The organism is Kitasatospora sp. NPDC001660, assembly GCF_053596725.1.
Window position 1 is genome coordinate 327,039 of the sequence record NZ_JBSFGU010000001.1, and the last position, 25,804, is coordinate 352,842.

Annotated in this window: 22 protein-coding genes and 1 pseudogene; 15 read left to right on the forward strand and 8 right to left on the reverse strand. The window is 72.6% G+C overall.

Features of this window, described 5'->3' with window-relative positions; genetic code table 11:
- The first annotated feature begins 74 nt into the window (after positions 1-74).
- The 8 genes from ACWCXH_RS01330 (at position 75) to ACWCXH_RS01365 (ending at position 10,112) form a co-directional block, all read left to right on the forward strand.
- The gene (locus ACWCXH_RS01330; RefSeq protein WP_449799236.1) at positions 75-473 is read left to right on the forward strand and encodes a VOC family protein; all 399 of its coding nucleotides are present in this window, start codon (positions 75-77) and stop codon (positions 471-473) included.
- A 74-nt stretch (positions 474-547) separates the two neighbouring features.
- Positions 548-1,900, forward strand: coding sequence for a hypothetical protein (locus ACWCXH_RS01335; protein WP_449799237.1), 1,353 nt, complete (start codon positions 548-550; stop codon positions 1,898-1,900).
- A 40-nt stretch (positions 1,901-1,940) separates the two neighbouring features.
- Positions 1,941-2,915 carry a zinc-binding dehydrogenase gene (locus tag ACWCXH_RS01340; RefSeq protein ID WP_449799238.1) on the forward strand — a complete coding sequence of 325 codons (975 nt, stop codon included), beginning with the start codon at positions 1,941-1,943 and terminating at the stop codon, positions 2,913-2,915.
- Positions 2,916-3,094: 179 nt separating this feature from the next.
- On the forward strand, positions 3,095-5,017 hold the full coding sequence (locus ACWCXH_RS01345; RefSeq protein WP_449799239.1) for an ABC transporter ATP-binding protein: 1,923 nt from the start codon (positions 3,095-3,097) through the stop codon (positions 5,015-5,017).
- Positions 5,014-6,807, forward strand: coding sequence for an ABC transporter ATP-binding protein (locus tag ACWCXH_RS01350; RefSeq protein WP_449799240.1), 1,794 nt, complete (start codon positions 5,014-5,016; stop codon positions 6,805-6,807). The genes ACWCXH_RS01345 and ACWCXH_RS01350 overlap by 4 nt, the downstream gene beginning before the upstream one ends.
- 64 nt (positions 6,808-6,871) lie before the next feature.
- Positions 6,872-8,353 (forward strand): M20/M25/M40 family metallo-hydrolase, encoded by a 1,482-nt coding sequence (locus ACWCXH_RS01355; RefSeq protein WP_449799241.1) that lies wholly within the window; start codon positions 6,872-6,874, stop codon positions 8,351-8,353.
- A gap of 173 nt (positions 8,354-8,526) precedes the next feature.
- The gene (locus ACWCXH_RS01360) at positions 8,527-8,865 is read left to right on the forward strand and encodes a YciI family protein (protein WP_449799242.1); all 339 of its coding nucleotides are present in this window, start codon (positions 8,527-8,529) and stop codon (positions 8,863-8,865) included.
- A 2-nt stretch (positions 8,866-8,867) separates the two neighbouring features.
- Positions 8,868-10,112: an RNA polymerase sigma factor gene (locus ACWCXH_RS01365; protein WP_449799243.1), complete on the forward strand. Its 1,245-nt coding sequence runs from the start codon at positions 8,868-8,870 to the stop codon at positions 10,110-10,112.
- A 61-nt stretch (positions 10,113-10,173) separates the two neighbouring features.
- Here ACWCXH_RS01365 and ACWCXH_RS01370 read toward each other — a convergent pair whose 3' ends face one another.
- Both ACWCXH_RS01370 and ACWCXH_RS01375 read right to left on the reverse strand, forming a co-directional pair.
- Positions 10,174-10,581, reverse strand: a complete 408-nt coding sequence (locus ACWCXH_RS01370) for an SgcJ/EcaC family oxidoreductase (RefSeq protein WP_449799244.1) — start codon at positions 10,579-10,581, stop codon at positions 10,174-10,176.
- A 40-nt stretch (positions 10,582-10,621) separates the two neighbouring features.
- Complete coding sequence (locus tag ACWCXH_RS01375) at positions 10,622-11,419, reverse strand: TIGR03084 family metal-binding protein (protein ID WP_449799245.1); 798 nt, start codon at positions 11,417-11,419, stop codon at positions 10,622-10,624.
- A gap of 356 nt (positions 11,420-11,775) precedes the next feature.
- Between ACWCXH_RS01375 and ACWCXH_RS01380 the strand changes: the two genes are divergently transcribed.
- Genes ACWCXH_RS01380 through ACWCXH_RS01390 form a run of 3 tightly spaced genes read left to right on the forward strand, consistent with a single transcriptional unit; the run spans position 11,776 to position 13,657 of the window.
- Positions 11,776-12,321 carry a hypothetical protein gene (locus tag ACWCXH_RS01380; protein WP_449799246.1) on the forward strand — a complete coding sequence of 182 codons (546 nt, stop codon included), beginning with the start codon at positions 11,776-11,778 and terminating at the stop codon, positions 12,319-12,321.
- Entirely contained in the window at positions 12,318-12,926 is a 609-nt protein-coding gene (locus ACWCXH_RS01385) for a copper resistance CopC family protein (protein ID WP_449799247.1), read from the forward strand. The genes ACWCXH_RS01380 and ACWCXH_RS01385 overlap by 4 nt, the downstream gene beginning before the upstream one ends.
- A gap of 26 nt (positions 12,927-12,952) precedes the next feature.
- On the forward strand, positions 12,953-13,657 hold the full coding sequence (locus tag ACWCXH_RS01390; protein ID WP_449799248.1) for a TetR/AcrR family transcriptional regulator: 705 nt from the start codon (positions 12,953-12,955) through the stop codon (positions 13,655-13,657).
- A 4-nt stretch (positions 13,658-13,661) separates the two neighbouring features.
- Here the strand turns inward: ACWCXH_RS01390 and helR are convergent, their stop codons facing one another.
- Positions 13,662-15,884 (reverse strand): RNA polymerase recycling motor ATPase HelR, encoded by a 2,223-nt coding sequence (gene helR / locus ACWCXH_RS01395; protein WP_449799249.1) that lies wholly within the window; start codon positions 15,882-15,884, stop codon positions 13,662-13,664.
- A gap of 286 nt (positions 15,885-16,170) precedes the next feature.
- On the reverse strand, positions 16,171-18,222 hold the full coding sequence (locus ACWCXH_RS01400; RefSeq protein WP_449799250.1) for a transglycosylase domain-containing protein: 2,052 nt from the start codon (positions 18,220-18,222) through the stop codon (positions 16,171-16,173).
- A gap of 268 nt (positions 18,223-18,490) precedes the next feature.
- Here ACWCXH_RS01400 and ACWCXH_RS01405 point away from each other — a divergent pair, with 268 nt between their 5' ends.
- Both ACWCXH_RS01405 and ACWCXH_RS01410 read left to right on the forward strand, forming a co-directional pair.
- Positions 18,491-19,333 carry an alpha/beta fold hydrolase gene (locus tag ACWCXH_RS01405; protein ID WP_449799251.1) on the forward strand — a complete coding sequence of 281 codons (843 nt, stop codon included), beginning with the start codon at positions 18,491-18,493 and terminating at the stop codon, positions 19,331-19,333.
- Positions 19,334-19,337: 4 nt separating this feature from the next.
- The gene (locus ACWCXH_RS01410; protein ID WP_449799252.1) at positions 19,338-20,108 is read left to right on the forward strand and encodes a MerR family transcriptional regulator; all 771 of its coding nucleotides are present in this window, start codon (positions 19,338-19,340) and stop codon (positions 20,106-20,108) included.
- Positions 20,109-20,176: 68 nt separating this feature from the next.
- Here ACWCXH_RS01410 and ACWCXH_RS01415 read toward each other — a convergent pair whose 3' ends face one another.
- The 3 genes from ACWCXH_RS01415 to ACWCXH_RS01425 all read right to left on the reverse strand — a co-directional run bounded on the left by ACWCXH_RS01415 (position 20,177) and on the right by ACWCXH_RS01425 (position 23,723).
- Positions 20,177-21,205 (reverse strand): glycosyltransferase family 2 protein, encoded by a 1,029-nt coding sequence (locus ACWCXH_RS01415; RefSeq protein ID WP_449799253.1) that lies wholly within the window; start codon positions 21,203-21,205, stop codon positions 20,177-20,179.
- Between the two features lie 403 nt (positions 21,206-21,608).
- Entirely contained in the window at positions 21,609-22,454 is an 846-nt protein-coding gene (locus ACWCXH_RS01420) for an SAM-dependent methyltransferase (RefSeq protein WP_449799254.1), read from the reverse strand.
- A 465-nt stretch (positions 22,455-22,919) separates the two neighbouring features.
- Complete coding sequence (locus ACWCXH_RS01425; protein ID WP_449799255.1) at positions 22,920-23,723, reverse strand: methyltransferase domain-containing protein; 804 nt, start codon at positions 23,721-23,723, stop codon at positions 22,920-22,922.
- A 176-nt stretch (positions 23,724-23,899) separates the two neighbouring features.
- Here ACWCXH_RS01425 and ACWCXH_RS01430 point away from each other — a divergent pair.
- A pseudogene (locus ACWCXH_RS01430) lies at positions 23,900-24,175 on the forward strand (short-chain dehydrogenase); the annotation flags it as partial.
- Positions 24,176-24,493: 318 nt separating this feature from the next.
- Here ACWCXH_RS01430 and ACWCXH_RS01435 read toward each other — a convergent pair.
- Positions 24,494-25,162 carry a hypothetical protein gene (locus tag ACWCXH_RS01435; RefSeq protein WP_449799256.1) on the reverse strand — a complete coding sequence of 223 codons (669 nt, stop codon included), beginning with the start codon at positions 25,160-25,162 and terminating at the stop codon, positions 24,494-24,496.
- A gap of 420 nt (positions 25,163-25,582) precedes the next feature.
- On the opposite strand from ACWCXH_RS01435, the gene ACWCXH_RS01440 reads away from it, so the two are divergent.
- Positions 25,583-25,783 carry a hypothetical protein gene (locus ACWCXH_RS01440; protein ID WP_449799257.1) on the forward strand — a complete coding sequence of 67 codons (201 nt, stop codon included), beginning with the start codon at positions 25,583-25,585 and terminating at the stop codon, positions 25,781-25,783.
- Positions 25,784-25,804 lie beyond the last annotated feature (21 nt).

Here is a 25,804-nt window from a genome sequence, read left to right on the forward strand (position 1 = left end):
CCCGTTCGTCGTGGGGGTGGCCCGCCCCCAGCGGCGGCAGCTGCACCACGCACGAGAAACCGGAGGAGCACCACATGATCAAGGCCCTGAACGAGATCGAGGTCATCACCCTCTTCGTGGAGGACCTCGCCGCCACGAAGAAGTTCTACCTCGACGTCTTCGGCCTGGAGGTGGTCTACGAGGACGGCGAGTCGGCCGCCCTGAAGATGCGGAACCTGATGATCAACCTGCTGGAGGTCGGCGAGGCGCACAGCCTGGTCGCGCCGGCCCCGGTCGCCGGGCCGCAGGCGGGCGCCCGCGCGCTGCTCACCGTCAACGTCGCCGACGCCGACGCCGTCTGCGCCGAGCTGGCGGAGCACGGCGTGGACCTCCTCAACGGGCCGGTGGACCAGCCGTGGGGCCGGCGCACGGCCACGTTCGCCGACCCGGCCGGGAACGTCTGGGAGATCGCCCAGGAGCTGTCCGAGGCGTAAGGCCCGACGCTCCCGCAACGCCGGACCCCCGACGCCGGACTCCAGCAGCCGACTTCGCAGAGAGGACCCCGTAGATGTCGCACGTTGTCGAGCTCATCGTCCCCAACAGTGCCGAGTACCACCTGCGCAACCCCGCCCTGAACCTCACCGGTGAGGAGCGCGAGCGGGTGGTGCGGTTCAGCGGCACCTACGAGTGCGAGCACTCGGTCTTCTGGAGCCCGAACCCGCGGGTCCTGGTGCTCCCCCTCGGCTGGAACCGACAGTGGTTCGACGACATCCACCGGACGCTGGGCCTGGACCCGGCGCCGGTGGTGTCGCCGGCCAGGCGCACCGGTCTGCTGGTGGAGGACTTCCTCAGGGACGGCGAGGCGCAGGCGCGGCTGCGCGAACTGCTGGAGCCGTACGACGTGGTGAAGCTGCAGATCGTCGGCCCGACCGACGAGACGTACCTGCTGGCGGCGCTGGTGCGCGGCTGGGGCAGGTCGGTGGAGCTGGACCACGTCGGGGAGGACGCCTACTGGGCGAGCCTCTACCTGGACTCCAAGATCAGTCCGCTGGACCTGGCCCGCGAGCTGCCCGGCATCAACGTGGCCCCGGGCATGGTGGCGGGCAACTGGGTGGAGCTGCGCGGCGGCCTCAAGGCGATGACGGCCCGCTACGGCAAGGTGATCGCCCGGACGCTCTTCGGCGTGGCCGGCGACGGCTCGGGCGTGGTCCGCGACGCGCCGGGCGCCGTCGAGGAGTTCCTGGACAACGCGGGCCGGGACTCGTTCTTCGCGTTCCCGATCCTGATCCAGCGCTTCCAGGAGCACGCGGAGGGCGTCGGCTGCCCGGCCGCGGACATCCTGATCGGCGAGGACGGCGTCGAGGACGTCGTCCGGTGCGCGCTGACCGTCGAGCACGGCTACTCCTTCCGCAGCGTGGACGTCGGCGTCGGCGCGCTGCCGCCGGAGTGGGGCGAGCGGCTCACGCGGGCCGCGCACGAGGTCGGCGCGGCGGCGCACCGGCTCGGCTACCGCGGCTGGATGTGCATCGACTGCGTGGCCGGGGACGACGACCGGCTGTACATCACGGAGATCAACGCGCGCCGCAGCGGTTCGCTGCACGCGGGCGGACTGCTGCGGATGTGGGGCGCGGAGAAGGAGTTGACGCTCTCCGCCCACTTCATGCTGCCGGTCGCCGAGGGCACCACGTACGAGGAGCACATCCGGCCGGTCTTCGAGAAGCTGTGGGCGGACGGGGTGAAGGCGTACCCGACGAGCGTGCGGGCGCTGCCCTGGCCGGACCCGATCGTCGCGGTCATCGCGGCGGCGCCGACGGCCGCCGAGGCCCGGGCGATCGTCGCCGGGATCAAGGAGGGGATCGACGCGCGGACGGCCGGCCTGACCGGCGCCGGCGAGTCCGCCGCCGAGCCGGGCAGAGCGTGAGACCGCGGGCGGGTCGCCCGCCGTACAGGGGGAGGTTCTCGTGAGGCTCGGTCGTGAGGTGCACCTGGTGTCCCGGCCCTCGGGCCGCTTCCCGCGGGCCGGGGACACCAGGGTGGTCGAGGTCCCGGTCCCCGGACCGGGCCCCGGCCAGGTCGTCGTCCGCAACCTGTTCATGTCGATCGATCCCGGGCTGGTCCTGCGGATGAACGACCTGAGCAAGCTCGACATCCCCGACTTCGCGGTCGGGGCGCCGATGTGGAGCGACGCGATCGGTGAGGTCGTCGACACCGCCGACGAACGGCTGAGCCCCGGGGACATCGTCTGGCACCGCTTCGGCTTCCGCGACTACGCGGTCGCGGAGGCCGGGGAGTTCCGCCGGGTCGACCCGGACGCGTACCCCTCGCTCACCCACCACCTGTGCTTCGGGCTGACGGCCTACGTCGGCACCGAGGTGGCGCAGATCCGGCCGGGCGACACGTTCTTCGTGTCCAGCGCGGCCGGCGCGGTGGGCAGCATGGCGGGCCAGCTGGCCCGGCTGCGCGGGGCGAGCCAGGTGATCGGCTCGGCGGGCACGCCGGAGAAGGTGCGCTACCTCAGGGAGCGCCTCGGCTTCGACGACGCCTTCGACTACCACGAGGGAGTCCGGCCCCGGCTGCCGGAGCTGGACGTGTACTACGACAACGTCGGCGGCGCCCACCTGGAGGCGGCGATCGACGCGATGCGCCCGCGCGGGCGGATCGTCATGGGCGGGCGCAACGAGGAGATCCGCACCGGATCCGCCGAGGGCCCGCGCAACATGATGGCCGTGATCGGCAAGCGGCTCGAACTCCTCGGCTACTACACCTTCGACCACCCCGAGCTGTTCCCGGTCTTCGACGAGCGCTTCCCGCGGTGGGTGCGCTCCGGGGAGATCGTCGTCGCCGAGACGATCGTGGACGGCCTGGAGAACGGCGTGAGCGCCGCCGTCAACCTGATGCACGGCGCGTACGTCGGGAAGGTCGTGCTCCGCCTCTGAGCGGCGCCCGCGAGGGCCCCGCCGGCGCGGCACACCCGGAGCAGCGGGTGTCCATCCGGCGGGGCCCGGTTCGTCGCAGTGGCAGCACCGGCCGGCCGGGCGGCGGCCGAGACACACCACCGGAGACACGGAGGAGCGATGGCGAAGGTTCTGGAACGCGGCGCCGGGGAGCGTGCGCGGTGAGCGCCCCGCAGACGGAGAGCACGGCGGCCCGCCTGGTGCGCGAGCGCCTGGCGATCTCGGCGCTGACCCGCCGCGCGGGCGCCGGGCTGATCGCCGCCGACGTGCTCGTCAACGTGCTGCTGGGCGCGCTGCCGGTGGTGTTCGTCGTCGCGACGGCGGTGCTGCTCGGCAAGGTGCCCGCGGCAATGGCCGGCGGCCTGGACTCCCCCGCCTGGGACTCGCTGCTCGGCGCGTTCCTCGTGGCGGCGGCGGCGTTCATCGGACAGCAGGTCGTCGCGCCCGTCCGGGAGTCGGTTGGCGAGCTGGTGGCCCGGCGGATCGACGGGGAGGTGATCGACGACGTGATCGCCGCCGCCACCGGCACGACGAGCGTGGGGCCGCTGGAGGACCCGCAGGTCGTCGAGGACCTGCGCACCGCCGCGCGCGAGCTGGAGACCTGGGTGCAGAGCCCGGGCCAGGCCTGCGCCGGCCAGCTCGCGCTGATCGGCCGCTACACCCAGCTCGCCGGCTACGCCGGGGTGGTGGGCGCCGTCTTCTCCTGGCTCGCCGCGGCCGGGCTGGTCGTCGCGGTGATGCTGTTCCGCTACGGGCTGCGCGGCGGCCTGCGCAAATACGCCGACGTGCGCTTCGAACTCGACGGCGCCGAGCTGAAGAACGACTACCTGCGCGAGCTCGCGATCGCCCCGGCCGCCGCCAAGGAGATCCGGGTCTTCGGCCTGAACGGCTGGCTGCGCGGCTTCTGGGGCTCGTCCTACCGGGAGTGGCTGGTGCCGCTGTGGGCGGCCCGGCGCCGGATCTACCTGTGGCCCTTCGTCTGGTTCACCGCGTGGGGCATGGCCGTGACCGCCACGGTGATGGCCCTCGTCGGACGCGGCGCGGCCGGTCCGAACGCCGGCCTCACCCTCACCGACTTCGCCCTCGTCGTCACCGCGGCGCTCAGCGCGCTCGGCCTGGGCGAGTTCTACCGCGAGTCCGACCTGCCGACGGCCGTCGGCATGCACGCCTACGGCGCCACCGAGAGCTTCCTCGGCCGGCTCGCGGCCGAGGAGCCCGTCAGGGCCGCGGCGTCGAAGGTGCCCGAGCCCGCGCACACCATCACCTTCGAGAACGTCTCCTTCCACTACCCCGGCGAGGACCGCATGATCCTCGACGGCCTGGACCTCACCCTCACCGTCGGCCGGTGCACCGCGCTCGTCGGCCTGAACGGCGCCGGCAAGACCACCCTCGTCAAGCTGCTCGCCCGGCTCTACGAGCCCACCTCCGGCACCGTCAAGCTGGACGGCGTCGACATCCGGACCTACCCCGTCGAGGCCTGGCGGGCCAAACTCGGCGTCATCTTCCAGGACTTCGCCCGCTACGAGGTCTCCGCCGCCGACAACGTCGCCTTCGGGTCCGTCGCGCACCGCGACGACCGCGAAGGCGTGGAGGCCGTGATCGACGCCGTCGGCCTGCGCGAGGCCCTCGACGGGCTGCCGCGCGGCCTCGACACCCCGCTCGCCCGCCACCTCGACGGCGGCGGCGACCTCTCCGGCGGGCAGTGGCAACGCGTCGCCCTCGCCCGTGCCCTGTTCGCGCTGCGGCACGGCTCGCCGGTCCTCGTCCTCGACGAGCCCACCGCCAGCCTCGACGTCCGCGCCGAGGCCGGCTTCTTCCAGGAGTTCACCGAACTCTCGCGCGGGGCCACCACCCTGCTCATCTCGCACCGTTTCTCCACCGTCCGCCAGGCCGACCACATCGTCGTACTGGAGGGCGGGCGGGTCGCCGAGCAGGGCGGCCACGACGAGCTCCTCGCCGCCGAGGGCCGCTACGCCCGCCTCTTCCGCCTCCAGGCGGACCGTTTCACCGACTCGGACACCGACACCGAAGGCACCGACACCGAAGGCACCGAGACCACCGAGGCAGCCGGGAGCGCACGTTGAAGGAGACCCTGTCCGGCACGTGGCGGCTGCTCTCGATCGCCTGGAAGGTGGACTGGCGCAAGACCGTCACCGCCACCGTGCTGATGACGGCCGGCGCCGTCGCCGCGCCGCTGCTCGCCGCCTTCCTCGGCCTGATGACCGACGCCGTCGTCGACGGCCGCGGCGGCGCCGCGGGCGGGTACGGGGTCGTCGTCGCGGTCCTGGCCGTCGTCACGCTGTCCTTCGGCAACTTCGCCCACGTCGCCTACTTCGAACTCGCCGAACTCGCCGAACAGCACTTCGTCGAGGACCTGATCACCCTCTCCAACGGCTCCGAGGGCATCGAGCACCACGAACGCTCCGACTACGCCGACCTCGTGACCGTCCTCCAGCCCGAGAGCCGGCGCTTCCCCAACGCCTTCCAGGCCCTGTTCAGCCTCTTCGGGCTGATCCTCGCCGTCGTCTTCACCGCCGTCCTGCTCGCCCGGCTCAACCCGCTGCTCCTGCTGCTGCCGCTCGCCGCCGTCCCGCCGCTGATCGCCGGCCGCAGGGCCGAGGCCGTCACCGACCGCGCCAGGACCGCCACCGCCGAACCCACCCGCATCGCGCTCAACCTCTTCCGGCTCTCCGCCAACGCCCGCTTCGCCGGCGAGCTGCGGGTCTTCCGGATGAGCGACGAGCTGCGCCGCCGCCACGCCGAGCTGTGGGACACCACCAGCCGCGGCCTGTGGCGCGCCAACACCCGCGCCGCCGCCGTCCGCGCCGCCGGCCAGACCGTCTTCGGCCTCGCCTACATGGGCGCGATGATCCTGGTGATCCGCGAGGCCGTCGCCGGGCGGCACGGCGTCGGCGACGTCGTCCTGGTGATCTCGCTCGCCACCCAGGTCAACCGGCAGGTCGCCTCCGCCGTCAACCTCCTCGGCGACCTCCAGCGGATGGCCGGCACCCTGCGCCGCATGGACACCATGCGCGACGTCGTCACCCGGGACGACGAGCCCACCGCGGCGCAGGCGCAGCAGGCGCCCCCCGAGCGGTTCGCCCGCGGCATCCAGCTGGACGACGTCGACTTCGCCTACCCCGGCACCGAAGCCCCGGTGCTGAGCGGCATCTCGCTCGCCCTGCCCGCCGGCTCCACCGTCGCCGTCATCGGCGAGAACGGCGCCGGCAAGAGCACCCTCGTCAAGCTCCTCTGCGGGCTCTACCGCCCCACCCGGGGCCGCATCCTGCTCGACGGCACCGACCTGCGCGAACTGCCGACCGAGGAGTGGCGCGAGCGGATCGCCGCCGGCTTCCAGGACTTCGTCCGCTTCGAGCTCCCCGCCCGCCACACCGTCGGCGTCGGCGACCTGCCCCGGATCGACGACGACGCGGCCGTCCGCGGCGCCCTGGAGAAGGCCCACGCCACCGACGTCGTCGGCCAGTTGTCCGACGGCCTCGACACCCAGCTCGGCACCAGCTGGACCGAGGGCGCCGAACTCTCCGGCGGCCAGTGGCAGAAGCTCGCCCTCGGTCGGGCCCTCATGCGCGACACCCCGCTGCTCCTCGTCCTGGACGAACCCACCTCCGCGCTCGACCCCGAGGCCGAACACCACCTCTTCGAGCGCTACGCGACCCAGGCCCGCACCCTCGGTGCGTCCACCGGCGCGATCACCCTCCTCGTCTCGCACCGCTTCTCCACCGTGCGCATGGCGGACCTGATCGTCGTCGTCCGCGACGGCCGGATCGTCGAGACCGGCGACCACGCGACCCTCATGAAGGCCGACGGCCTGTACGCGGAACTCTTCGAACTCCAGGCGCTCGCCTACAAGTAGCCGATCGCGAACGAGCCGGCGCGCCTGGCGCACCTCTCCCACACACCCGTTCCCAGGAGGAACCTTGCGAAGATGGACCGCCCTGCTCACCACCCTGTTGACGGCGATGGCCCTCGCGGGCGCGGCCACGCCCGCGAGCGCCGCCGACGACGACTCTCCCGACCTCGCCCTCACCAAGGGCGTCACGACGCACGGCATCATGACCCACGTGCGCGCCCTCCAGCGGATCGCCGACCACAACGACGGCCTGCGCGCCTCGGGCACCGACGGGTACGACGCCGCCGCCGACTACGTGGAGCGCACCCTGCGCCACTCCGGCTACGACGTCCAGGAGCAGCAGTTCACCATCCCGTACTACCGGGAACTGAGCCCCGCCGCGCTCACCGAGGTCTCCCCCGCCGCCGTCACCATCAAGGCCGACACGTTCGTCTACTCGGGCAGCGCGGACGTGACGGGCACCGTGGTGCCGACGACCAACGTGGTCGTCCCGCCGACGCCCCAGCCGAGTTCGGCTTCCGGCTGTGCCCCCGGGGACTTCCCCCCGGTACCGGCCGGGGCCGTCCGGATCGCGCTGATCCAGCGCGGCGGCTGCGGCTTCGCGCCGAAGACGGCCAACGCGCAGGCGGCCGGCTACAAGGCCGTGATGATGTTCAACGAGGGCCAGCCGGGCCGTGACGGAGCGCTGACCGGCACGATCGGCGGACCCACGAGCATCCCGGTGGTGGGCCTCAGCTACGCCGACGGCCTCGCCCTCTACCAGGCGGCCACGTCGGGCACCGGCGCGACCGTCCACCTCGTGACCAGCACCGAGCAGAACCCCGACGCGCAGACCCGCAACATCATCGCGGAGACGCGCGGCGGCGACCCGAACCACGTCCTGCTCGTGCACGCCGAGCTCGACGCCCTGCCCAGCGGCCCCGGGATCAACGAGAACGGCACCGGCGTGGCGACGGCCCTGGAGATCGCGCGGCAGCTCGCGCGCCTGCACGTGCCGCCGCACTACAAGGTCCGGTTCGCGTTCTTCGGCGCCGAGGAGACCCGTGCGTTCCGCGACGCCACCGGCGCGGTCGGGCTCCAGGGCTCGTACCACTACGTCAACACGGTCGGCCAGGCCGGGGTGGCAAAGATCTTCGCCGCCGTCCACCTCGACTCGGTCGGCTCGCCGAACTACACCCGCTACGTCTTCGACGGCAGCGGACCGGCCGGGTCGGACAAGATCACGAAGCTGTTCACCGACGCGTTCGCCGCGCGCGGGATGGCCACCGATCCGCACCCGCCCACCACGTTCGACGGCGACCTCGACTACGGTCCCCTGATGAACGCGGGCGTCCCGACCAGCGGCCTGTTCGGCGGCGCGGCCGAGGTCAAGACCCCGGACCAGGCCAAGAAGTACGGCGGCACGGCGGGCCGGGAGAACGACCCGTGCTTCCACCAGGCCTGCGACACGATCGCCAACGTCAACCGCACGGCGGTCGGCGAGTTCGGCTCCGCCGCGTGGACGGTCGTGCGCGAGCTCGCCGAGCACGGCCTGCCCGGCACGGCCTGACGGCGTTTCCGGTCATCGGCGTTCCCCGCCGTCCAGAACCGCGCCCCCTGTTCGTCGTGGGGATGCGGTGACGGACGGTCCGTTCCGGCCGCCCGGTGTGATCACCGGGCGGCCGGTGCCCGTTCCGTCCTAGAATCGGGTCGCCGCGCATCCGTCAACTGAGAGTTGAAGCCATGAAGTTCATGCTCTTCGTCTGCGTCGACAAGGCCGCCTACGAGCGCGAGCCGCAGCAGCCGGTCGAGCCCGACGAGCCGATGCCCTGGGCCGACGAGCTCGACGCGGCCGGCATCCGCCTGCACGGCGACGAGCTGAGCCCGTACCACGCCGCCACCACCGTCCGCCTGCGCGGCGGCGAGGTCGTGCTCGGCGACGGCCCGTTCGCGGAGACCAAGGAGGTCATCGCGGGCTACGACATCATCGACTGCGCCGACCTCAAGGAGGCGATCGACATCGCCTCCCGCCACCCCGTGGCCGAGCACGGCGTGATCGAGATCCGCCCCTTCCGCGGCTGAGCGTGGGAGTCGAGTCGGCCGTCGCGGCCACCTTCCGGGCCGAATGGGCCCGGGTGGTCGCGACGTTGATCCGCACCACCGGCGACTGGGACCTCGCCGAGGAGTGCGCCCAGGAGGCCTTCGCCCAGGCGCTCGCCCGCTGGCCGCAGGACGGCGTGCCGGCCCGGCCCGGCGCCTGGATCGTCACCACCGCGCGCAACCGCGCCATCGACCGGCTGCGCCGCCGCAAGGTCGAGGCCGTCAAGCTCCAGCAGATCGCCGTCGACCTGCGCCACGAGGAGGAGCGGGCCCCCGAGGAGCCGAACGACATCGCGGACGACCGCCTCCGGCTCATGTTCACCTGCTGCCACCCAGCGCTCCCGCTCGTCTCCCGCGTCGCCCTCACCCTGCGCACCCTCGCCGGCCTCACCACCGCCGAGATCGCCCGCGCCTGCCTGGTGTCCGAACAGACCATGGCCAAGCGCCTCGTGCGCGGCAAGGAGAAGATCCGCCACTCGGGCATCCCGTACCAGGTGCCCGGCAAGGAACTGCTGCCGCAGCGCCTGCCCGGCGTCCTCGCCGTGCTCTACCTCCTCTTCAACGAGGGCTACACCGCCTCCACCGGCGCCGACCTGCTGCGCCCCGACCTGTGCGGCGAGGCGATCCGGCTCGCCCGCCTGCTCGCCCGCCTGATGCCCGACCAGCCCGAGGTGCTCGGCCTGGGCGCCCTCATGCTGCTCCACCACGCCCGCCGGGACGCCCGGGTGAACGCCGACGGCGAACTCGTCCCGCTCGCCGACCAGGACCGCTCGCGCTGGCGGCGCGAGGAGATCGACGAGGGCGTCGCCCTGCTGGAGTCGGCCCTCGACCTCGGCGAGGTCGGCCACTACCAGCTCCAGGCCACCATCGCCGCCTGCCACGCCACCGCTCCCTCGGACGCCGAGACGGACTGGTCCGCGATCGCCCACCTCTACGGCCGCCTCGCGGGCCTGGCCGCCTCCCCGGTCGTCGAGCTGAACCGCGCGGTGGCCGTCGCGATGGCCGAGGGCCCGGCGGTCGGCCTCGCCCTGGTCGACGAACTGGCCGCCGGCCGCGAACTCAGCGGCTACCACCTCCTTCCCGCCGTCCGCGCCGACCTCCTGCGCCGCCTCCACCGCTGGGACGAGGCCGCCCACGCCTACCGCCTCGCCCTCGACCTGGCCACCACCGACACCGAACGCAAGTACCTGGCCCGCCGCCTCCGCGAGGTCGCCGCCTGCACCGGCTGAGCACCCCGGCATGCCGAGGACCCGCCCCCGTTCCGGGTGGCGGGTCCTCGTACGGGCGGGGTCAGCCCGCGTGGATCGGGGTGTTCTGGTAGCCGGCGATGCGCCACTCGCCGTCGGGGCGGCGGGAGAGCATCCAGGTGGCGCGGATCGCGCGCTCGCGGGCGACCTCCTTCTCGCCCGGGGCGAGGACGCCGCCCTGGGTGACGACGAGGGCGAAGTCGGGGCCGTGGAACTTCGCGGCGAGCGGGTCGCCGGTCACCCGGGTGCCCTTGAACGGGCCCGCGTAGGCCTGGGCCATGAACGTGCGGATGGCCTCGCGCCCCTGGAGGAAGACGTCCCCGGCGAGGATCAGGTGGGCGTCCTCGGTGAAGAGGTCGGCGAAGGCGTCGTGGTCGTGTCCGGCCCACGCGGCGACGATGCGCTGCGGGACCTCGACGGCGGCGGCCTGGTCGGAGGTGAGCTCGGGCATGGCGGATCTCCTCATCGTGCGTACGGAAGGGCGGAACGTCCTACCGCCCGGCGAACTGCCCCGGGGTGCGGCCGGCACCGGCCGGGCCGCGGTAGGCCTGCGCGATGTCCAGCCACGCGCGCGCGTCGGCGCCGGTGGCGGTCACGGCCAGGTCGTCGGGGTGGCGGCGGCGGGTGACCAGCAGGCAGAAGTCCTCGGCGGGCCCGCTCACCCGGTCCGTCGCCTCGACCGGGCCGAACGCCCAGAGCGCGCCGGACGGCGCCGTGATCTCGAAGCGGAACTCCTTCTTCGGCGGCGTCAGCTTCCGCGCCTCGTAGCCGAAGTCCCGGACCCGGACGGCGAACTCGACCAGCGGCCGGAGCCGGTCGGTGCGCGGGCGGGCGACGCCGAGCGCGTCCGCGATGTCCTGCCCGTGCCCGAACAGCTCCATCATCCCGGCCGCGGCCAGCACGGGGGCCGGGATCGGCCGCACCAGCCACGGCACCAGCTCCCCGGCCGGCACCTCCGCCAGCGCCTTCTCCGCCGCCGCCCGTTCGGCCTGCCACAGCTCGTACAGCCGCTCCGGCGGCTCGGCCAGGTACGGCAGCAGCGCGGTCTGCACGGCTCCGTCGAAGTCGCCGCCGATTCGGGAGACGATCGCCCGGAACGCGTCCGGGGCCGCGGCCGCGGTGCCGGCCAGCTTGAAGGTCGCCGCCAGATGGGCGATCTGGTGGGCGATCGTCCACCCGGGCGCCGGGGTGGGCAGGCGCCACTGCTCCTCGTCCAGGTCCGCGACGAGTCGGTCGATCTCGCCGCCCTCGGCGCTCAGCGCCGCGATCACGTCCTGCGGGTCCGCCATCCTGTGTCCGTCCGTCCTGGTCTCGTCACGGTTCTCGTCGCGGGTCTCGTCACGGTTCTGGTCACGGTTCTCGTCACGGGGTCAACCGATCCGATGGACCGTCATGTCAAATCTGCGGATCGGCAGTACGATCAGCGAACTTCAGTATGGGCCGCAGCAGTTGGCCCGCCTACTCCGATCGTGCGGACCACCCCCGCGTGCGCCGACGGCCCGCGCGGGCCCCGCACACCCCAACTGCGCAAGCTCGAAGACGAAGACGAAACCCGGCATTTGGCAATGTGGTCCACCAGCGTGGCGCAGGCCCCGCCGCATGCCGGACACCCCGCCCCTGCGCACCAGCCCCACCGGGAGGACCCATGAGGGACAAAGTCGTCCAGCACCACCGGGCCTTGCTCAACCTCTTCCTGATCGTCGTCATCGGCCACTGGATGGAACACCTCGTCCAGGCCTACCAGATCTGGGGCCTCGGCCGGCCCGTCCCGAAGGCCCGGGGCGTCCTCGGCGAGTTCTACCCGTGGCTGATCACCTCCGAGTGGCTGCACTACGGCTACGCGATCGTCATGCTGATCGGCCTGTTCGTACTGCGCCCCGGCTTCGTCGGCCGCGCGCGGACGTGGTGGACCATCTCCCTGGGCATCCAGTTCTGGCACCACATCGAGCACCTGCTGCTGCTCCTCCAGGCCCAGACCGGCCACTACCTGTTCGGCCGTTCCGTCCCGACGAGCATCCTCCAACTGGCCTTCCCCCGAGTCGAGTTGCACCTCTTCTACAACACGATCGTCTTCATCCCGATGGTCGTCGCCATGTACCTCCACCTGCGGCCCAGCCCGGAGGAGGCCCGGGAGATGGCCTGCAGCTGCCACACCGTCGAGCACCGGCCGATGGCCGCGTCCGGCGCATGACGCTCGCCCAACCCCTGCGACGAACGCACACCGCGCGCGCTTTCCAGCGCCGGATGGCCGCCGGCCTCGTCGTCCTCGTGCTGTTGCTCCTCTCCGTCGGCTGGCTGAGCTCCGCCGAGCCCGTCCGGCTCGACGCGGCCACGCCCACCGACGGCGGCACCGTCCGGTCCCCGCCCGCCGAGGTGGTGCTGGCGTTCACCGGCGAGCTCCACGCGAAGGCCGTCTTCGTCCGGGTGACGGGCGCCGACGGCACCGCCGTCGACAGCGGCACGCCCCGACTGGACGGGCAGCGCGTGGTCACGCCCGTCTCGATCTCCCGGCCGGGCGCCTACCTGGTCACCTACCGGCTCGCCCTCACGGCGGGCAAGGAGACCTCGGGCGTCACCGGCTTCTCCGTCGGCACGCCCGCCGCCGGACCACAGGGCGACACCGAGGCCGCGTCCGGCCCCTTCGGCCCCGCCGGCCACTCGCACGGCATCGACGGCGTCTGGAACGCCGCGCTGCTCGTCGTCGACGCCGTGCTGCTGCCGGTGGCCGTCCTGCTGATGATCCGCCGCCCCCGGGTCCGCCGCCGCGCGCGCCCGGACGCCACCTCAAAGCCCTGAGGACGACACCTGGAGACCACACGCCCATGAGCCCGCGCCGCCGCGATCCCGCCGCCCGCCCGGCCCTGCTCGACATCGCCGCCCGGCTCCTCACCGAGGAGGGTCCGAAGGCCCTGTCCGCGCGGCGGATCGCCGCGGAGGCCGGCAGCTCGACAATGGCCCTCTACACCCACTTCGGCGGGATGAACGGCCTGGTCCGCGCGACCGTCCACGAGGGGTTCGCCCGGCTGCAGCGGCACTTCGACCGGGTCCACCGCACGGCGGACCCGGTCGCCGACCTCGCCGTCCTCGGCTTCGCCTACCGCTGCAACGCCCTCGACAACCCGCACCTGTACGGGGTGATGTTCGGCGGGGCGCTGCTGGGCGGCTTCTCGGTCGGCGAGGAGGACCGCCGGCACGGCCGGTACACGCTGACCGGCGTGGTGGAGTGCGCCGCCCGCTGCATCGAGGCGGGCCGCTTCCGGGCGACGGACCCCGGGCTCGTCGCCCACCAGATGTGGTCCGCCGTGCACGGCCTGGTCACCCTCGAACTGGGCGGCTACCTCCTGTCCCCGTGGAACGCCGAGAGCTGTCTGCTCGCACAGCTGACGGCGCTGATGGTCGGCGTCGGCGACAGCCCGTCCGACGCCGCGGCGTCGATGGCCTCCGCGCTCCTGCGGATGCCGACCGAGGTCGCGTCGCACGAGGACGTCCCGCGGCAGGGCGCCCCGGCCGACGCCACGAGCCCGTGAAGGCTCAGGCGCTCGTGAGCACCACGAGCCGCTGGGTGGCCCGCGTCATCGCGACGTAGCGGTCGACCGCGCCCTCGATGCCGCCCCCGAACGCCTCCGGGTCGACGAGGACGACCAGGTCGAACTCCAGCCCCTTCGACAGCTCCGGCGTCAACGACCGCACCCGCGGCCGCTCCCGGAAGGAGGGGTCTCCGATGACGCACGCGACCCCCTCGGCGTGCTCGGCGAGCCAGCCGTCCAGGATCGACTCCAGCTCCCCGATTCCCCCGTGCGCGACGGGAATTCCGCTGCTGCGGACGGACGTCGGCACGTTGGCGTCCGGCAGCGCCGCCCGGATGACCGGCTCGGCCTCGACCATGACCTCCTCCGGCGTGCGGTAGTTGACGCTCAGCGACGCCACCTCGATCCGGTCGAGCCCGGCCCGCTCCAGCCGCTCGCGCCAGGACTCGGTGAAGCCGTGCCGGGCCTGGGCGCGGTCCCCGACGATGGTGAAGCTCCGGGACGGGCAGCGCAGCAGCAGCATCTGCCACTCCGCGTCGGTGAGTTCCTGTGCCTCGTCGACGACGATGTGCGCGAACGGGCCCGCGTAGGGCTCCGGGTCGGCGGTGGGCAGGGCTGTCTCGTCGACCAGGCTGTCGCGCAGGTCCTGACCGCGCAGCATGGTGACGGCGCCTTCGCCGTCGTCGTCGGCCTGGAGGATGTGGTCGATGACGTCGGCCATGCGCGCGCGTTCGGCGGCGAGCGCGGCCTCGTGCCGGCGCTTGCGCTGGGCCGCCTCACGGTCGCCGAGGCGCCGGCGGACGGCGTCCAGGAGCGGCAGGTCGGAGACCGTCCACGCCTGCGCGTCCGCGCGCTGGAGCTTCCTGACGTCGTCCGGGTCGAGCCAGGGCGCGCACAGCCGCAGGTAGGCGGGAACGGTCCAGAGGTCGCCGACGAGGTCGGTGGCGTCGAGCATCGGCCACGCGCGGTTGAGGGTGGTGACCAGCTCCTTGTTCTGCCGCAGCGAGCGGCGGAACATCGCCGGCGAGAAGTCTCCCCGGCCCTCGTCCCCATCCTCGTCCCCGTCCTCGTCGTCCGCCGCGTCCGTCTTGTCGAGGAGGATCGTCACGAGCTCCTCCCAGATCTGCTCGCGCGCCTCGTTGTGCGGGGTGCCGGGCTCCGGCGCGGCGAAGGCCTCGGCCCAGTCGTCGGCGCTCAGCCAGAGGTCGTCCCAGTAGGTCTCGACCGTCATCCCCTCGGCGGGCGGCTCCTCGTAGATGCCGACGGCCTTCTCGATCGCCCCGACCATGTCCGCGGACGCCTTGAGACGGGCCACCTCCGGGTCCGGCTCGGTCCCCGCGCCTGCGCCCTCGGGCACGAGGTCGCGCAGGGTGCACGTCCGCACACCCTCCTCGCCGAGGCTGGGGAGCACGTCGGAGACGTACGCCAGGTACGGCTGGTGCGGGCCGACGAACAGCACGCCGCCGCGGCGGTGCCCGAGGCGCGGGTCCGAGTACAGCAGGTAGGCGCAGCGGTGCAGGGCGACGACGGTCTTGCCGGTGCCCGGGCCGCCGTCGACGACGAGGGCACCGCGCGATCCGGCGCGGATGACGGCGTCCTGGTCGGCCTGGATGGTCGCGAGGACGTCCCGCATGCGCTCCGAGCGGTTGCCGCCCAGGCCGGCGATGAACGCGGACTGGTCGTCGAGGGCGGCGCGCCCTTCGAGGCCGCCCGCGGTGAACACCTCGTCCCAGTAGTCGCCGATCCGGCCGCGCGTCCAGCGGTAGCGGCGGCGGCTGACCAGGCCCATCGGATTGGCGTGGGTGGCCGCGAAGAACGGCTCGGCGGCGGGGGCGCGCCAGTCCAGCAGCAGGCGGCGGCCGGTGCTGTCGGTGAGACCGAGGCGCCCGATGTACACCGGCGCGTCGTCGGCGGCGCTGACGACGTGTCCGAGGCACAGGTCCGCGCCGAAACGGCGCAGGGCGCGCAGGCGGCTGGTGAGCCGGTGGATCTCGGTGTCCCGGTCCAGCGCGCCCCGGCCGAGGCCGCCGGGCGCGCGGCGCACCGCTTCGAGGCGCTCGGACAGCTCGGCGATCGTCTGCTCCAGGCTCTCAGCGATCGCCGCGAAGTGCTCCTCGTCCCGGGCGATCAGCGCCGGGTCGGCCTTGGCGGCGAGACGCTCGGGAAGGTCGAACACACCGCCGGACAGGGGGTCGGTGGCATCGGTGGAGGACAAACGCGCACGCACTTCGTGGATCTCCCGTTTCCGCAGTTCTCGGCGTTGAGGCGGCAATTCTGCGGGGCGACCGGGGCCTTGCCGCAAGGCCCCCCTTGCGCTATACGTTGAGAGTGGCGAGGGGTGGGTGTCCTGGCGTGCCACACCCTCGCCGGGCCACGGCACGGCCACCGGATCCCGGCCTTCCCAGACCATGCCCCGTTCGCCCACGTCTCGACACACGCGGGTGCGCGCGCACGGAAAGGCCCCGCCGCCCGCCCGGCACGGGCGAGCGGCGGGGCCGGACCGGCCGGATCCGTTACGGCAGCGGCACCGTCGTGAGCGTGCCCGCCGGGACGCCGCTCAGCGCGCCGTTCATGGCACCGCTCCAGATCGGCCCGGCCAGCGAGCCGCCGAAGGCCTGGTCGACGACCTTGCCGCCGATCTTCTGCCCGTCCAGCGGCTTCTGGTTCTCCGTGTCGCTGACGACGGTCGCGCCCGCCATCTCGGGGGTGTAGCCGACGAACCACACCTGGCGGCTGCCGTTGGTGGTACCGGTCTTGCCCGCGCTGTCGCGGCCGGAGAGGCCGGCCGGCTTGCCGGTGCCGTCCTCCACCACGCCCTTGAGCATCGTGGTGACGGTGTCCGCCGTGTCCGCGGACATCACGGACGTGCAGTTCGCGTTCGGCACCGCCAGCTGCTTGCCGTCCGGGCCGGTCACCGCGGTGATGGCGGTCGGCTTGCAGTAGCTGCCGTGCGCGGCGAACGTCGCGTAGACGTTCGCCATCTCCAGCGGGGTCAGGGAGTTGCTGCCCAGCGTCATCGACGGCACGACCTGGAGCTTCTCGCCGCCCGCCTGCGCGGTGATGCCCAGCTTGTTGGTCATCTGGGCGACGCTGCACAGCCCGGTGTCGCCCTCCAGCTTCGCGAAGTAGGTGTTGACGGACTGCGCCATCGCCGACTTCATGTCGAACTGGCCCTTGAGGTTCGGGCTGTCGTTGTGCACCTGCTCGGTCGACGGGAACTTCCCGCCGTTGCAGTCCTTCATCGCCGGCCACGCGATGCTGTAGTCCGTGTTGTAGCTCTGGCTCGGCGCGATACCGCCCTCCAGCGCCGCCGCCGCGACGATCGGCTTGAACGTCGACCCGGTCTGGAAGCCAGCCCCGCCGCCCATCGCCTTCTCGACGTTGTAGTTGATCTGGGTCTGGTGCTTGGTGTCGTCCACGCCGTACGGGCGGCTCTGGCCCATCGCGAGGATCTTGCCGGTGCCCGGCTGGACGATGCTCATCGCCGTCGCCGCCAGGTCACCCGGGTTCACCTGGCTGGTCACCGAGTCGTTGAGCGCCGCCTGCACCTTGGGGTCGAGCGTCGTGCGGATCTGCAGACCGCCGCGCTTCCACAGCGCCTTCCGGTCGGCCGCGTTCTTCCCGAACGCCGGATCGGTCAGCACCACCTGGCGCGCGTAGTCGCAGAAGAAGCCCTCGCCCTGCTTCGCCGTGATGCAACCCTGCGGCGACGTCTGGATGTTCAGCCCCAGCGGGGTCGCGATCGCCTGCTGCGCCTGGTCCTTGGTGATGTGCCCGTACTCGGCCATCTTCTTCAGCACGGTGTCGCGCCGCTCCTTGGCCGCGGTCGGGTTGCTCACCGGGTCGTAGCCGCTCGGCGACTGCTCCAGGCCGGCCAGCAGCGCGGCCTGCGGGAGGGTGAGGTCCTTGGCGTGGACGCCGAAGTAGCGGTGGGCGGCCGCCTCGATGCCGTAGGCCTTCTCGCCGAAGTACGTGATGTTCAGGTAGTTGGTGAGGATCTGGTCCTTGCTGAGGGTCTCCTCGACCTTGATCGCGTACTTCAGCTCCTGGATCTTGCGGCCGACGGTCTGCCGCTGCGCCTCCTGGACCTTCTGCTGGTCGTCGCCCGCCTCCTCGACGAAGACGTTCTTCACGTACTGCTGCGTGAGCGTCGACGCACCCTGGGTGCTGCCCGTGGCGGCGTTCTTGTTCAGGGCCCGCAGGACGCCCTTGAGGTCGATCGCGCCGTGCTCGAAGTAGCGGTTGTCCTCGATGTCCACGAGGGCGGTCTTCACGAGCGGGGATATCTGGTCCGCCGGGACGATCGTGCGGTCGCGGTCGTAGACCGTGGCGATCACGCCGCCCGCCGCGTCGTACACCGTCGACGCCTGGGACAGCGGCGGGGTCTTGAAGTCGTCGGGCAGGTTCTGGAAGTCGTCCGCCGCAGACTGCGCCCCGAGCCCCACCGCACCGACTGCGGGCAGGGCTATGCCCGCCACGACCACCCCGGCGATCGTGCTCACACCGAGCAGCTTCACACCGGCCCCGACCTTGTTCACACCCGTTCCCCGCCACTTCTCTCGCATGTCGCGACCATACGTGCACGACATGAGAGAACCGAACAAAAGTCCGCCCTGCACTGTCACTGCTTTGTCACAGCCTTGCGACGGGCCGGAATCCAGACCTCCCTCCCGGCCGGTCCCGACCGGAGACAATAAGGAATATGTAGAGAATATGTTCAAACCGTGTCGCAATGATGACCATCGGGCTGCCCACGAAGGCACCCACCGATCGGCGCGCACCCCGAAAATCGAGGGTTGACCTTGACCCAAGGTCAACCCCCAGGCTGAAGGCATGACGAACACCAACGCGAACGCGAAGCGGATCGACTCCACCATTACCTGGACCAGCATGGTCCCGGTCGAGGACACGGCTCTGGCCGTCACCGACACCCGCGGGCCCGGCCGGCCCGTCGTCTACCTCAACGGGTCCTACGCCACTCAGCGGAACTGGCGGCACGTCATCGCCGAACTCGGCGGCGAGTACCGGCACATCACGTTCGACGAGCGCGCCCGCGGCAAGTCGAAGCGGTCGGCGGACTACTCCTTCGAGGCCTGCATCCGCGACATCGACGCCGTGCTCGAAGCAACCGGGGCCGAGAACCCGATCGTGGTCGGCTGGTCCTACGGTGCGGCGCTCGCGCTGCACTGGGCCACCCGGAACCCGGACCGCCTCGCGGGTGCGGTCATGGTCGACGGCGGCTACCCCTGGGACTACCTCGCCACCGTCGAAGGGGGCCGCGAGGCCGGCAAGGAGCAGATCCGGAAGATGTTCCGGCGCTTCGGCTGGATCATGCCGCTCGTCCGCCCGCTGGGCATGGCCGCGCGGATGAGCGCCGACCAGCACGCGGAGGTCAACATCGAGCTGAACGAGATCGTCGCCGCCGGCGATCCGGTCTTCGACCTCGTGTCCTTCCCCATGCGGTTCGTCGTGGCCACGGGCGCCAGCCTCGGCGGCACCGAGGAGGGCCTGACGGCGATGCGCGCCACGCTCGACCCGGTCCTCGCCCGCAACCCCGACGTCCGGGTGAGCGCCACCGTCCCGAGCAAGCACACGACCATCGTGCGCAAGGACTTCCGCGCCATCGCCACGGCCGTCCGGGAAGTTGCCGCCGCGACGCGGCCTGGGATCAACTGACGCCATGACGGACGGAATAACCATCAGCCAGGCGGCGGCGTTCGTCGGCGTCACCGTGAAGACCATCCGGCACTACCACCAGAACGGTCTGGTCGACGAGCCCCGGCGCGACACCTCCAACTACCGGCGCTACGGGACGGCCGAGCTCCTGCGGCTGGTCCAGGTCCGGACCCTCGCCGGGGCGGGCGTGCCGCTGGCCGGGATCGGCGCCATCCTCGACGCCGACCCCGACGAGTTCGCGGCCGCGCTCGTCGACGTGGAGAAGAGCCTCACCGGCCGGATCGACGAGCTGATCGCGCGGCGCGAGATGCTGCGCCGGCTCGCCGCGGGCGACCGGGTCCTGCTGCCCGACCGCGCCTGCGCGCTGCTCGACCGGATGCCCGGGCTCGGCTTCTCCGCCGACGACGTGACGACGGCGCACGACGGCCTGGTCCTGGTGCGGGCCCTGATGCCGGAGGGGTTCGACGACTACCTCGCCCAGATCGAGCACGGCCTCGACGACCCCCGGCACGTCGCGATGGTCAAACTGACCTGGAGCGCCGGCAACTGGGACCCCGACGACCCCCGGATCGAGGAGCTCGCCACCGAGGTGGCCGAGCACTTCGTCGCCGACCCGTCCCTGCTGCCCACGCTGTCCGGTCTGCGGGACAGCGAGGACGGCGACACCCGCTACGAACTCCTCACCCGGCACGGGGAGGACGAGCGCCCCGGCTGGACCCGGCTGACCGCGCTGATCGAGGAGAAGGTGCGAGCGGCCGGCATCGAGATCCGGTGAGGACGCACACCCGTGGTACGGGTCCCCGGCGGACGGCCGGGGGCCGCGGCCCGAACGGATGCGCGGCCTCAGCGCCGGGCGGCCTGGCGGGTGCGGCGGACGAGGCGGTGCAGGCGCTGGACGGCCACGAAGCGGCGCATCCGATCGGCCAGCGTCAGGCCGTACTTGAGCCGGAGCTGGGCGTTCAGCCCGGCCACCCGCTCGGGACCGATGGCTCCGAGCAGCCGGCTGACGTGCCGCTGGTAGACCTCCCAGTAGGCGCGGTCGCCGTCCGGGAGGGACCAGAAGAACATCGGGATCTCCTCGACCAGGCAGTTCCGGTCGTAGGCGCGCAGGTACTCGGCGAACACGGGCTCGGGGCGGGCGATCAGCCACTCCCGGACCAGTTCCATCGAGCGGACCCGGTCGATCAGGCCGCGCGGATCGGTCTTCCGCTGGGTGATGGACAGTTCGCCGTCCTCGCGCACCCGCCAGTGGTAGATCGGGTCGGAGAGCACGTCGACCCGCCCGGCCAGGAAGTGGTGGGGCACGCTGACCGGGGCGTCCTCGTACAGGATGCCCTCGGGGTAGAGGATGCCCGCGCCGTCGAAGAAGGAGCGCCGGTAGACCTTGTTCCAGGCGGTGCGGTCGGTGACCAGGGCGGGCAGTTCGCTGACGTGGGTGCGCAGCCGGGTCTCGCGGAACGGGCGGCGGTGGGCGTGCGAGGGGGTGAGGCCGGTGGTGCGCAGGCGCATCGCGTTGCCGGTCGCGAAGTCGGATCCGGTGTCGTCCAGCGTGCGGATCATCAGCTGGTAGGCGTGCGGTGGCAGGGTGTCGTCGCTGTCGACGAAGGCCAGGTACCCGGTGCCGGGGGTGAGGTGGCGCCAGCCGGTGTTGCGGGCGGCGCCGAGGCCCTTGTTCTCCTGCTCGACGAGCCGGAAGCGCGGGTCCCGGGCGGCGTACGCCTTGGCGATGACCGGGCTTTCGTCGGTCGAGCCGTCGTCGACCATGACGCACTCGAAATCCTCGCAGGACTGGCCCGCGATCGAGTCCAGGCACTCCTTGAGGTAGCGCTCGACGTTGTAGATCGGGACGACGACGGACAGACGCGGGGCCATCGGACGGCCTTTCGCTCAGAGGCGGACGGGCCGGGCCGGGCCGGCGATCCCATCACCTACAGTGATCTGCGGTGGCCCTAGTGTAGGGAACTCGCGCGGCTGTTGAACGAACGGCGGGCGGATTCCAGTTTGCGACTCGGTGCGGCTGCCGTGCCCGGCGTCAACGGCCGCCGCGCGCGGCGGACCGTCCCACCCGCGGTCCCGGAGCACGGGCCGGCCGCCTGGGCTCAACTCCCGGACCTCCAGCCGGGGTCTGATCGCGTACGCAGCGAGTGCGGGTCAGGCCGGCTGGGCGAGGAGCAATGGCATGTCCCGGCCAGGGCTGCGCAGCCCGCCGCACAGCCGCCACACGACCGCCGCACCCTCCTCCTTCGGGTGTCCGACCGGCACCGCGTCCCGGCCGTCAATCCCGGCGGCCGTGGAAGATCCCCCAGCTCAACCGGCCCGCCCGGCACGCGTCCACCCACAGCGGGAGGTTCTCCAGCAGCCCCTCCAGGTACGCCGGGCCGACGAGCCCGCGCAGCTCCTCGGCCTGCCGCCGGGTCTCCTCCTCCAACCGGACGTAGTGCGTGAGCAGTTGCCCGCTCCGGTCGTCGAAGGCGACCCCGGTCAGCCCGACTTCGGGCAGCCGCTTCTCGTAGTACCCCGGCGTGGCGAGGCTTTCCACCTGCAGGCGCGCGACCACCTCGCGCAGCGACTCGGGCGCGACGCCGTCCGCCGCCATGACATCGGTGAAGACGAGATCGCCGTCCGCCCGCAGCACGCGTGCCGCCTCGCTCAGCAGCCGGTCGCGGTCGGGGCTGTGGCAGAAGGCCTCCTGCGACCAGACGACGTCGAAGTGCCCGTCGGGGAACGGGATGTCCTGGAACGAGCCCGTCACGACCTCGATCAGCCCGTCGAGCCCGCGCTCCGCGTTCGTCCGGCGGTGCCGCTCGTTCTGCGACTCGCTGATGTTGAGCGCGACCACCCGACAGCCGAAGTTCCCGGCGAGGAAACGCGTCGGCCCGCCGTACCCCGAGCCGAGGTCCAGCACCGTGATCCCGGGGGACCCGAGCCGGTCCGCGATCTTCGCCGCCGTCCGTTCGCACGTCCGCCGGGACGCCGTCCCGACCGGCTCCTGCTCGTCGAGGTAGATGCCGGTGTGGATGTTCTCCCCGCCCCACACCGCGGAGTAGAACCCGTCGACCTCGCTGCTCCCGTAGTACCGCCGCACCGTCTCCACCGCGTCCGCGATGTTCTCCTCGGCCATGCCGCCGCACCATCCTCGCGCCGTTCCGCTGTCGGGTGGTGACTCTACGTGGATTCGGCGGGGTGCGCCGTCACGCCGAGCAGAGACTGTCCACGGGGTTGATCAGCAGCTGGAACTCCTGGCGCAGGCTGCCTTCCGTCATGCCGGCACCGAAGGCGAAGTCGCTGCGCAGTTCGGTGCCGAATCCGGTCGCATCCGATCAGAGTGAGACCCATGAGGCGTCAGATCAGTTGCGCCGCCCAGCGCTGACCCAGGGCCTCGCGGCCACAGCCCCCAGAGGCCCTTCGCGAGCGTCACGAGCCCGCCGGCGAGGGCCGGGCCCAGCACCACCGGCCGGGCCCGGCCCTCCGGCACCACACGGGCCGCCCCGGCGGACGCCGCGGCCGGGCACCGGCCGCACGGGGCGTCCGCCCTGGTCGGACTGCTCGCCGCCTGGTGCTCCGCCAGCGCGCCGCTCCTCGGGCATCAGGCGCGGCGGCCCCACGCCGAGATCATCGGGGCGGTGGCCAGGTCGAGTCGCCCGGTGGCGACGTTGGCGAGGTGGCGCTCGATCTCCTCGTCCGTCGCGAGGCCCTGCTCCACCAGGAGCGGGCGGATGTGCCGCACGGTCGCGTCCTCCAGCACGGCGCACGCGGGCGAGGTGATCGGGAAATACGCGTCCGCCTGGACGTCGACGAGACCGGCCTCGCGCAGCACCCGCGGCAGGGTGCGCCCGTACCCGAGGTCGGCGCCGCGCGCGGCCATCAGCTCGCGGAAGCCGGCGCGCAGCCGGTTGGCGAGCTGCTGCTCGGGGCCCGACTCGTCCGGGCACAGCAGCGGCTGGAGGGCGGGGTCGGCGTCCTCCAGGAGCAGCCAGCCGCCGGGGCGCAGCGCCTGGACCATGCGGCGCAGCGCCTCGGCGCGGTCAGCCACGTGGACGAGGACGAGCCGGGCGTGCACGAGGTCGAACCGGCCGGGCGGCGGCGGGTCGGTGGCGACGTCGTGGGTCAGCACCTCGATCACGCCGTCGGCGATGCCGCGCGTCCACGCCACGTCGATGTCGGTGGCGACCACCGTCCCGGTCGGGCCGACGCGCTCGGCCAGCCCGAGCGGGACGGACGGGCCGCCGGCGCCGACCTCCCAGCAGCGCATGCCCGCGCCGATGCCGATCCGGTCGACGTGCCGGAAGGTCACCGGGTCGAACAGCTCGGCCAGGGCGCCGAAGCGCACGCCTGCCTCCGGCCGCTCGTTGTCCAGCAGGTAGCCACTGTCACGGTCATGGTCAGTCATGGGCCGATTCTCCCAGACGAGCCCGGACGCGAGCCTGCGGGCCGCCGCTCGCAGGCCGCGGGTGGCCTCGCCCGGATCGGGTCCGTAGGAGGCCCAGGATCTGGCGCCGGTGGCCGGAGTTCGCCGAGGAACTCACGGTGATCGTCGAGGAGTTGACCGACCTTCCGCCGCGTCGGCTGCAGCCCGTCGGCGTCACCGAGGCCACCTGGCGCGACGGCTCGGCGGTGGACCCGAACTTCGCCCACTCCGAGACCCCGGCCTACCTGGGCCGAGCGGTGGCAGCCCTGGCCGCCGACCCCGACGTCATGGCCAGGACCGGCCGGGCGCTGGCGACCTGGGGTCTGTACCGGGAGTACGGGTTCACCGACGCCGACGGCACGCGGCCGGACTGGGCCGCGCACTGGGCCGCGAACCTGGAGACCGAGTACGGGCCGCTCGGCCGGCCGCTGTGACCCCGAACGGCACCTGACACGCACGAACCCGGCGGCCGCGAGGCGGAACGCGGCCTGGCCCCCGACCACGACCCGCGCCTCTTCGCGGACGCCGACACCCTCGTCAGCGGCGTCCGCCTGCACGCCCGCGTCGCGTACGACCACCTCGCGGGGACGCTCGACGCAGGCGCGGGGCCGTCCTCGGGCCGAGGGCGGGGCGTGCTGGTGCTGGCGGGTTCACCGAGATCGGCCGCAGCAACTCCTTCGTCAGGAGCTGACGCCAAAAGCCGACGGCGGCGGGCGCCCCGGGCACCCGCCGCCGCTCCGCACTGCTCCGGATCAGGCCACCCGCTCGACCGCCGGGCCGACCAGCCGACTCCGGACGACCCACGCCACCGCCCCGAGGGCGAACCCGTAGACGGACACCAGCCCGTGGCCGTTCTCCTGGGCGAGCCACATCGCCAGGCCCAGCGCCGGAACGCCGGCCGCCAGGGCGATCTCCTTCGGCACGCGGGCGCGGGTGAGGAAGGCGAGCGCCAGGGTGGCGCCGAGGAAGTAGGTGGCGCCGGAGCTGCCCGCGAAGTTGCGGGGATCGGTGCTGGGGCCGTCGCCGAAGCCGAGCAGCGTGTCGATCCGGCCGGGCAGCAGGATGCCGGCGAGGAAGAAGCCGAGGGTGAGCGTGCCGCCCCAGTACCAGTGGGCGAGCGCGGCGACGGCGGCGAGGGTGACGAGGTTCCACAGCCCGCCGAAGAGGCCGCCGTTCTGCATGAACACCGAGGTGAACTCGCGCCACCAGCCGGACTTGGCCGGGTCGGCGTCCAGCGCGTCCATGGCGCCCGACCAGACCAGCTGGAGCACGACGCCGCCGACGGCGAGCGCGGTCAGGACGATCGCCGCCCACGGCAGCGGCCGCCCCCGCAGGGTGTCCCGGCCGACCACGCCGAGCCCGCAGTTGACCATCATGACCATCAGCGCGGCCGTGGTCACGTTGAACAGGATCGCCCCCATGCCCGCCCTCCCCCCGGTTCCGGCGTTTTCCAACACCGTTCGAAAACGTGATGGCACCACGCTAGCACAGCTTTCGAACGGCGTTGGAAAACGCTGGGACCGTCGATCGCCGAAAGCTCACCAAGGAGCGCACCGTCGACGCCGGCATGGCCGTCCTGGCGGGCCGCCGCAACGACAAGGACGCGTGGATCCGCGTCGTCTTCTCCACGCTCCCCGACGGCACCCGCTACGTCCACTTCGGCGTCCGCACGACCGCCAGGTCCGTCCGACCAGCGGGTCTCCTGAACGGCCGTTCGCCTCCGCCCATTTTCCCGGAAGCGGCCCCGGGCGGGCGGCCGCTCTGGCATGCTCGCCCGGACGACGTCAGGCTCCGGGTGACCGGTGTCTCACGCAGGGTCAACACGGAACCGGGGGCGGGCATTGCAGTACACGATCAGCGCGACGGTGTTCCTCGCGATCCTCATCGTCGTCCGGCTCCGGCGCCGGACGGAGGCCCGCAGCCGGGTGGACGAGGCGCTCACCGTCTTCACCGCCGTCGTGTTCGGCGTCCTGATCGCGGCCACGGCCTGGGGGCGCGCGATCCTCCAGCTCGTCGGCGTCGCCGTCGACGCGACCCACTGACGGCTGCACCGCGCCCGGCGC

What these genes read in the sequence shown, in the direction of transcription:
- ACWCXH_RS01405 (WP_449799251.1), top strand. Translation starts at nt 18,491, where the DNA reads ATGACGAACACCAACGCGAACGCGAAGCGGATCGACTCCACCATTACC.
- ACWCXH_RS01370 (WP_449799244.1), bottom strand. Translation starts at nt 10,581, where the DNA reads ATGCCCGAGCTCACCTCCGACCAGGCCGCCGCCGTCGAGGTCCCGCAG.
- ACWCXH_RS01375 (WP_449799245.1), bottom strand. Translation starts at nt 11,419, where the DNA reads ATGGCGGACCCGCAGGACGTGATCGCGGCGCTGAGCGCCGAGGGCGGC.
- ACWCXH_RS01380 (WP_449799246.1), top strand. Translation starts at nt 11,776, where the DNA reads ATGAGGGACAAAGTCGTCCAGCACCACCGGGCCTTGCTCAACCTCTTC.
- ACWCXH_RS01420 (WP_449799254.1), bottom strand. Translation starts at nt 22,454, where the DNA reads ATGGCCGAGGAGAACATCGCGGACGCGGTGGAGACGGTGCGGCGGTAC.
- ACWCXH_RS01425 (WP_449799255.1), bottom strand. Translation starts at nt 23,723, where the DNA reads ATGACTGACCATGACCGTGACAGTGGCTACCTGCTGGACAACGAGCGG.
- ACWCXH_RS01390 (WP_449799248.1), top strand. Translation starts at nt 12,953, where the DNA reads ATGAGCCCGCGCCGCCGCGATCCCGCCGCCCGCCCGGCCCTGCTCGAC.
- ACWCXH_RS01415 (WP_449799253.1), bottom strand. Translation starts at nt 21,205, where the DNA reads ATGGCCCCGCGTCTGTCCGTCGTCGTCCCGATCTACAACGTCGAGCGC.
- ACWCXH_RS01435 (WP_449799256.1), bottom strand. Translation starts at nt 25,162, where the DNA reads ATGGGGGCGATCCTGTTCAACGTGACCACGGCCGCGCTGATGGTCATG.
- ACWCXH_RS01410 (WP_449799252.1), top strand. Translation starts at nt 19,338, where the DNA reads ATGACGGACGGAATAACCATCAGCCAGGCGGCGGCGTTCGTCGGCGTC.
- ACWCXH_RS01330 (WP_449799236.1), top strand. Translation starts at nt 75, where the DNA reads ATGATCAAGGCCCTGAACGAGATCGAGGTCATCACCCTCTTCGTGGAG.
- ACWCXH_RS01400 (WP_449799250.1), bottom strand. Translation starts at nt 18,222, where the DNA reads ATGCGAGAGAAGTGGCGGGGAACGGGTGTGAACAAGGTCGGGGCCGGT.
- ACWCXH_RS01385 (WP_449799247.1), top strand. Translation starts at nt 12,318, where the DNA reads ATGACGCTCGCCCAACCCCTGCGACGAACGCACACCGCGCGCGCTTTC.
- ACWCXH_RS01335 (WP_449799237.1), top strand. Translation starts at nt 548, where the DNA reads ATGTCGCACGTTGTCGAGCTCATCGTCCCCAACAGTGCCGAGTACCAC.
- ACWCXH_RS01360 (WP_449799242.1), top strand. Translation starts at nt 8,527, where the DNA reads ATGAAGTTCATGCTCTTCGTCTGCGTCGACAAGGCCGCCTACGAGCGC.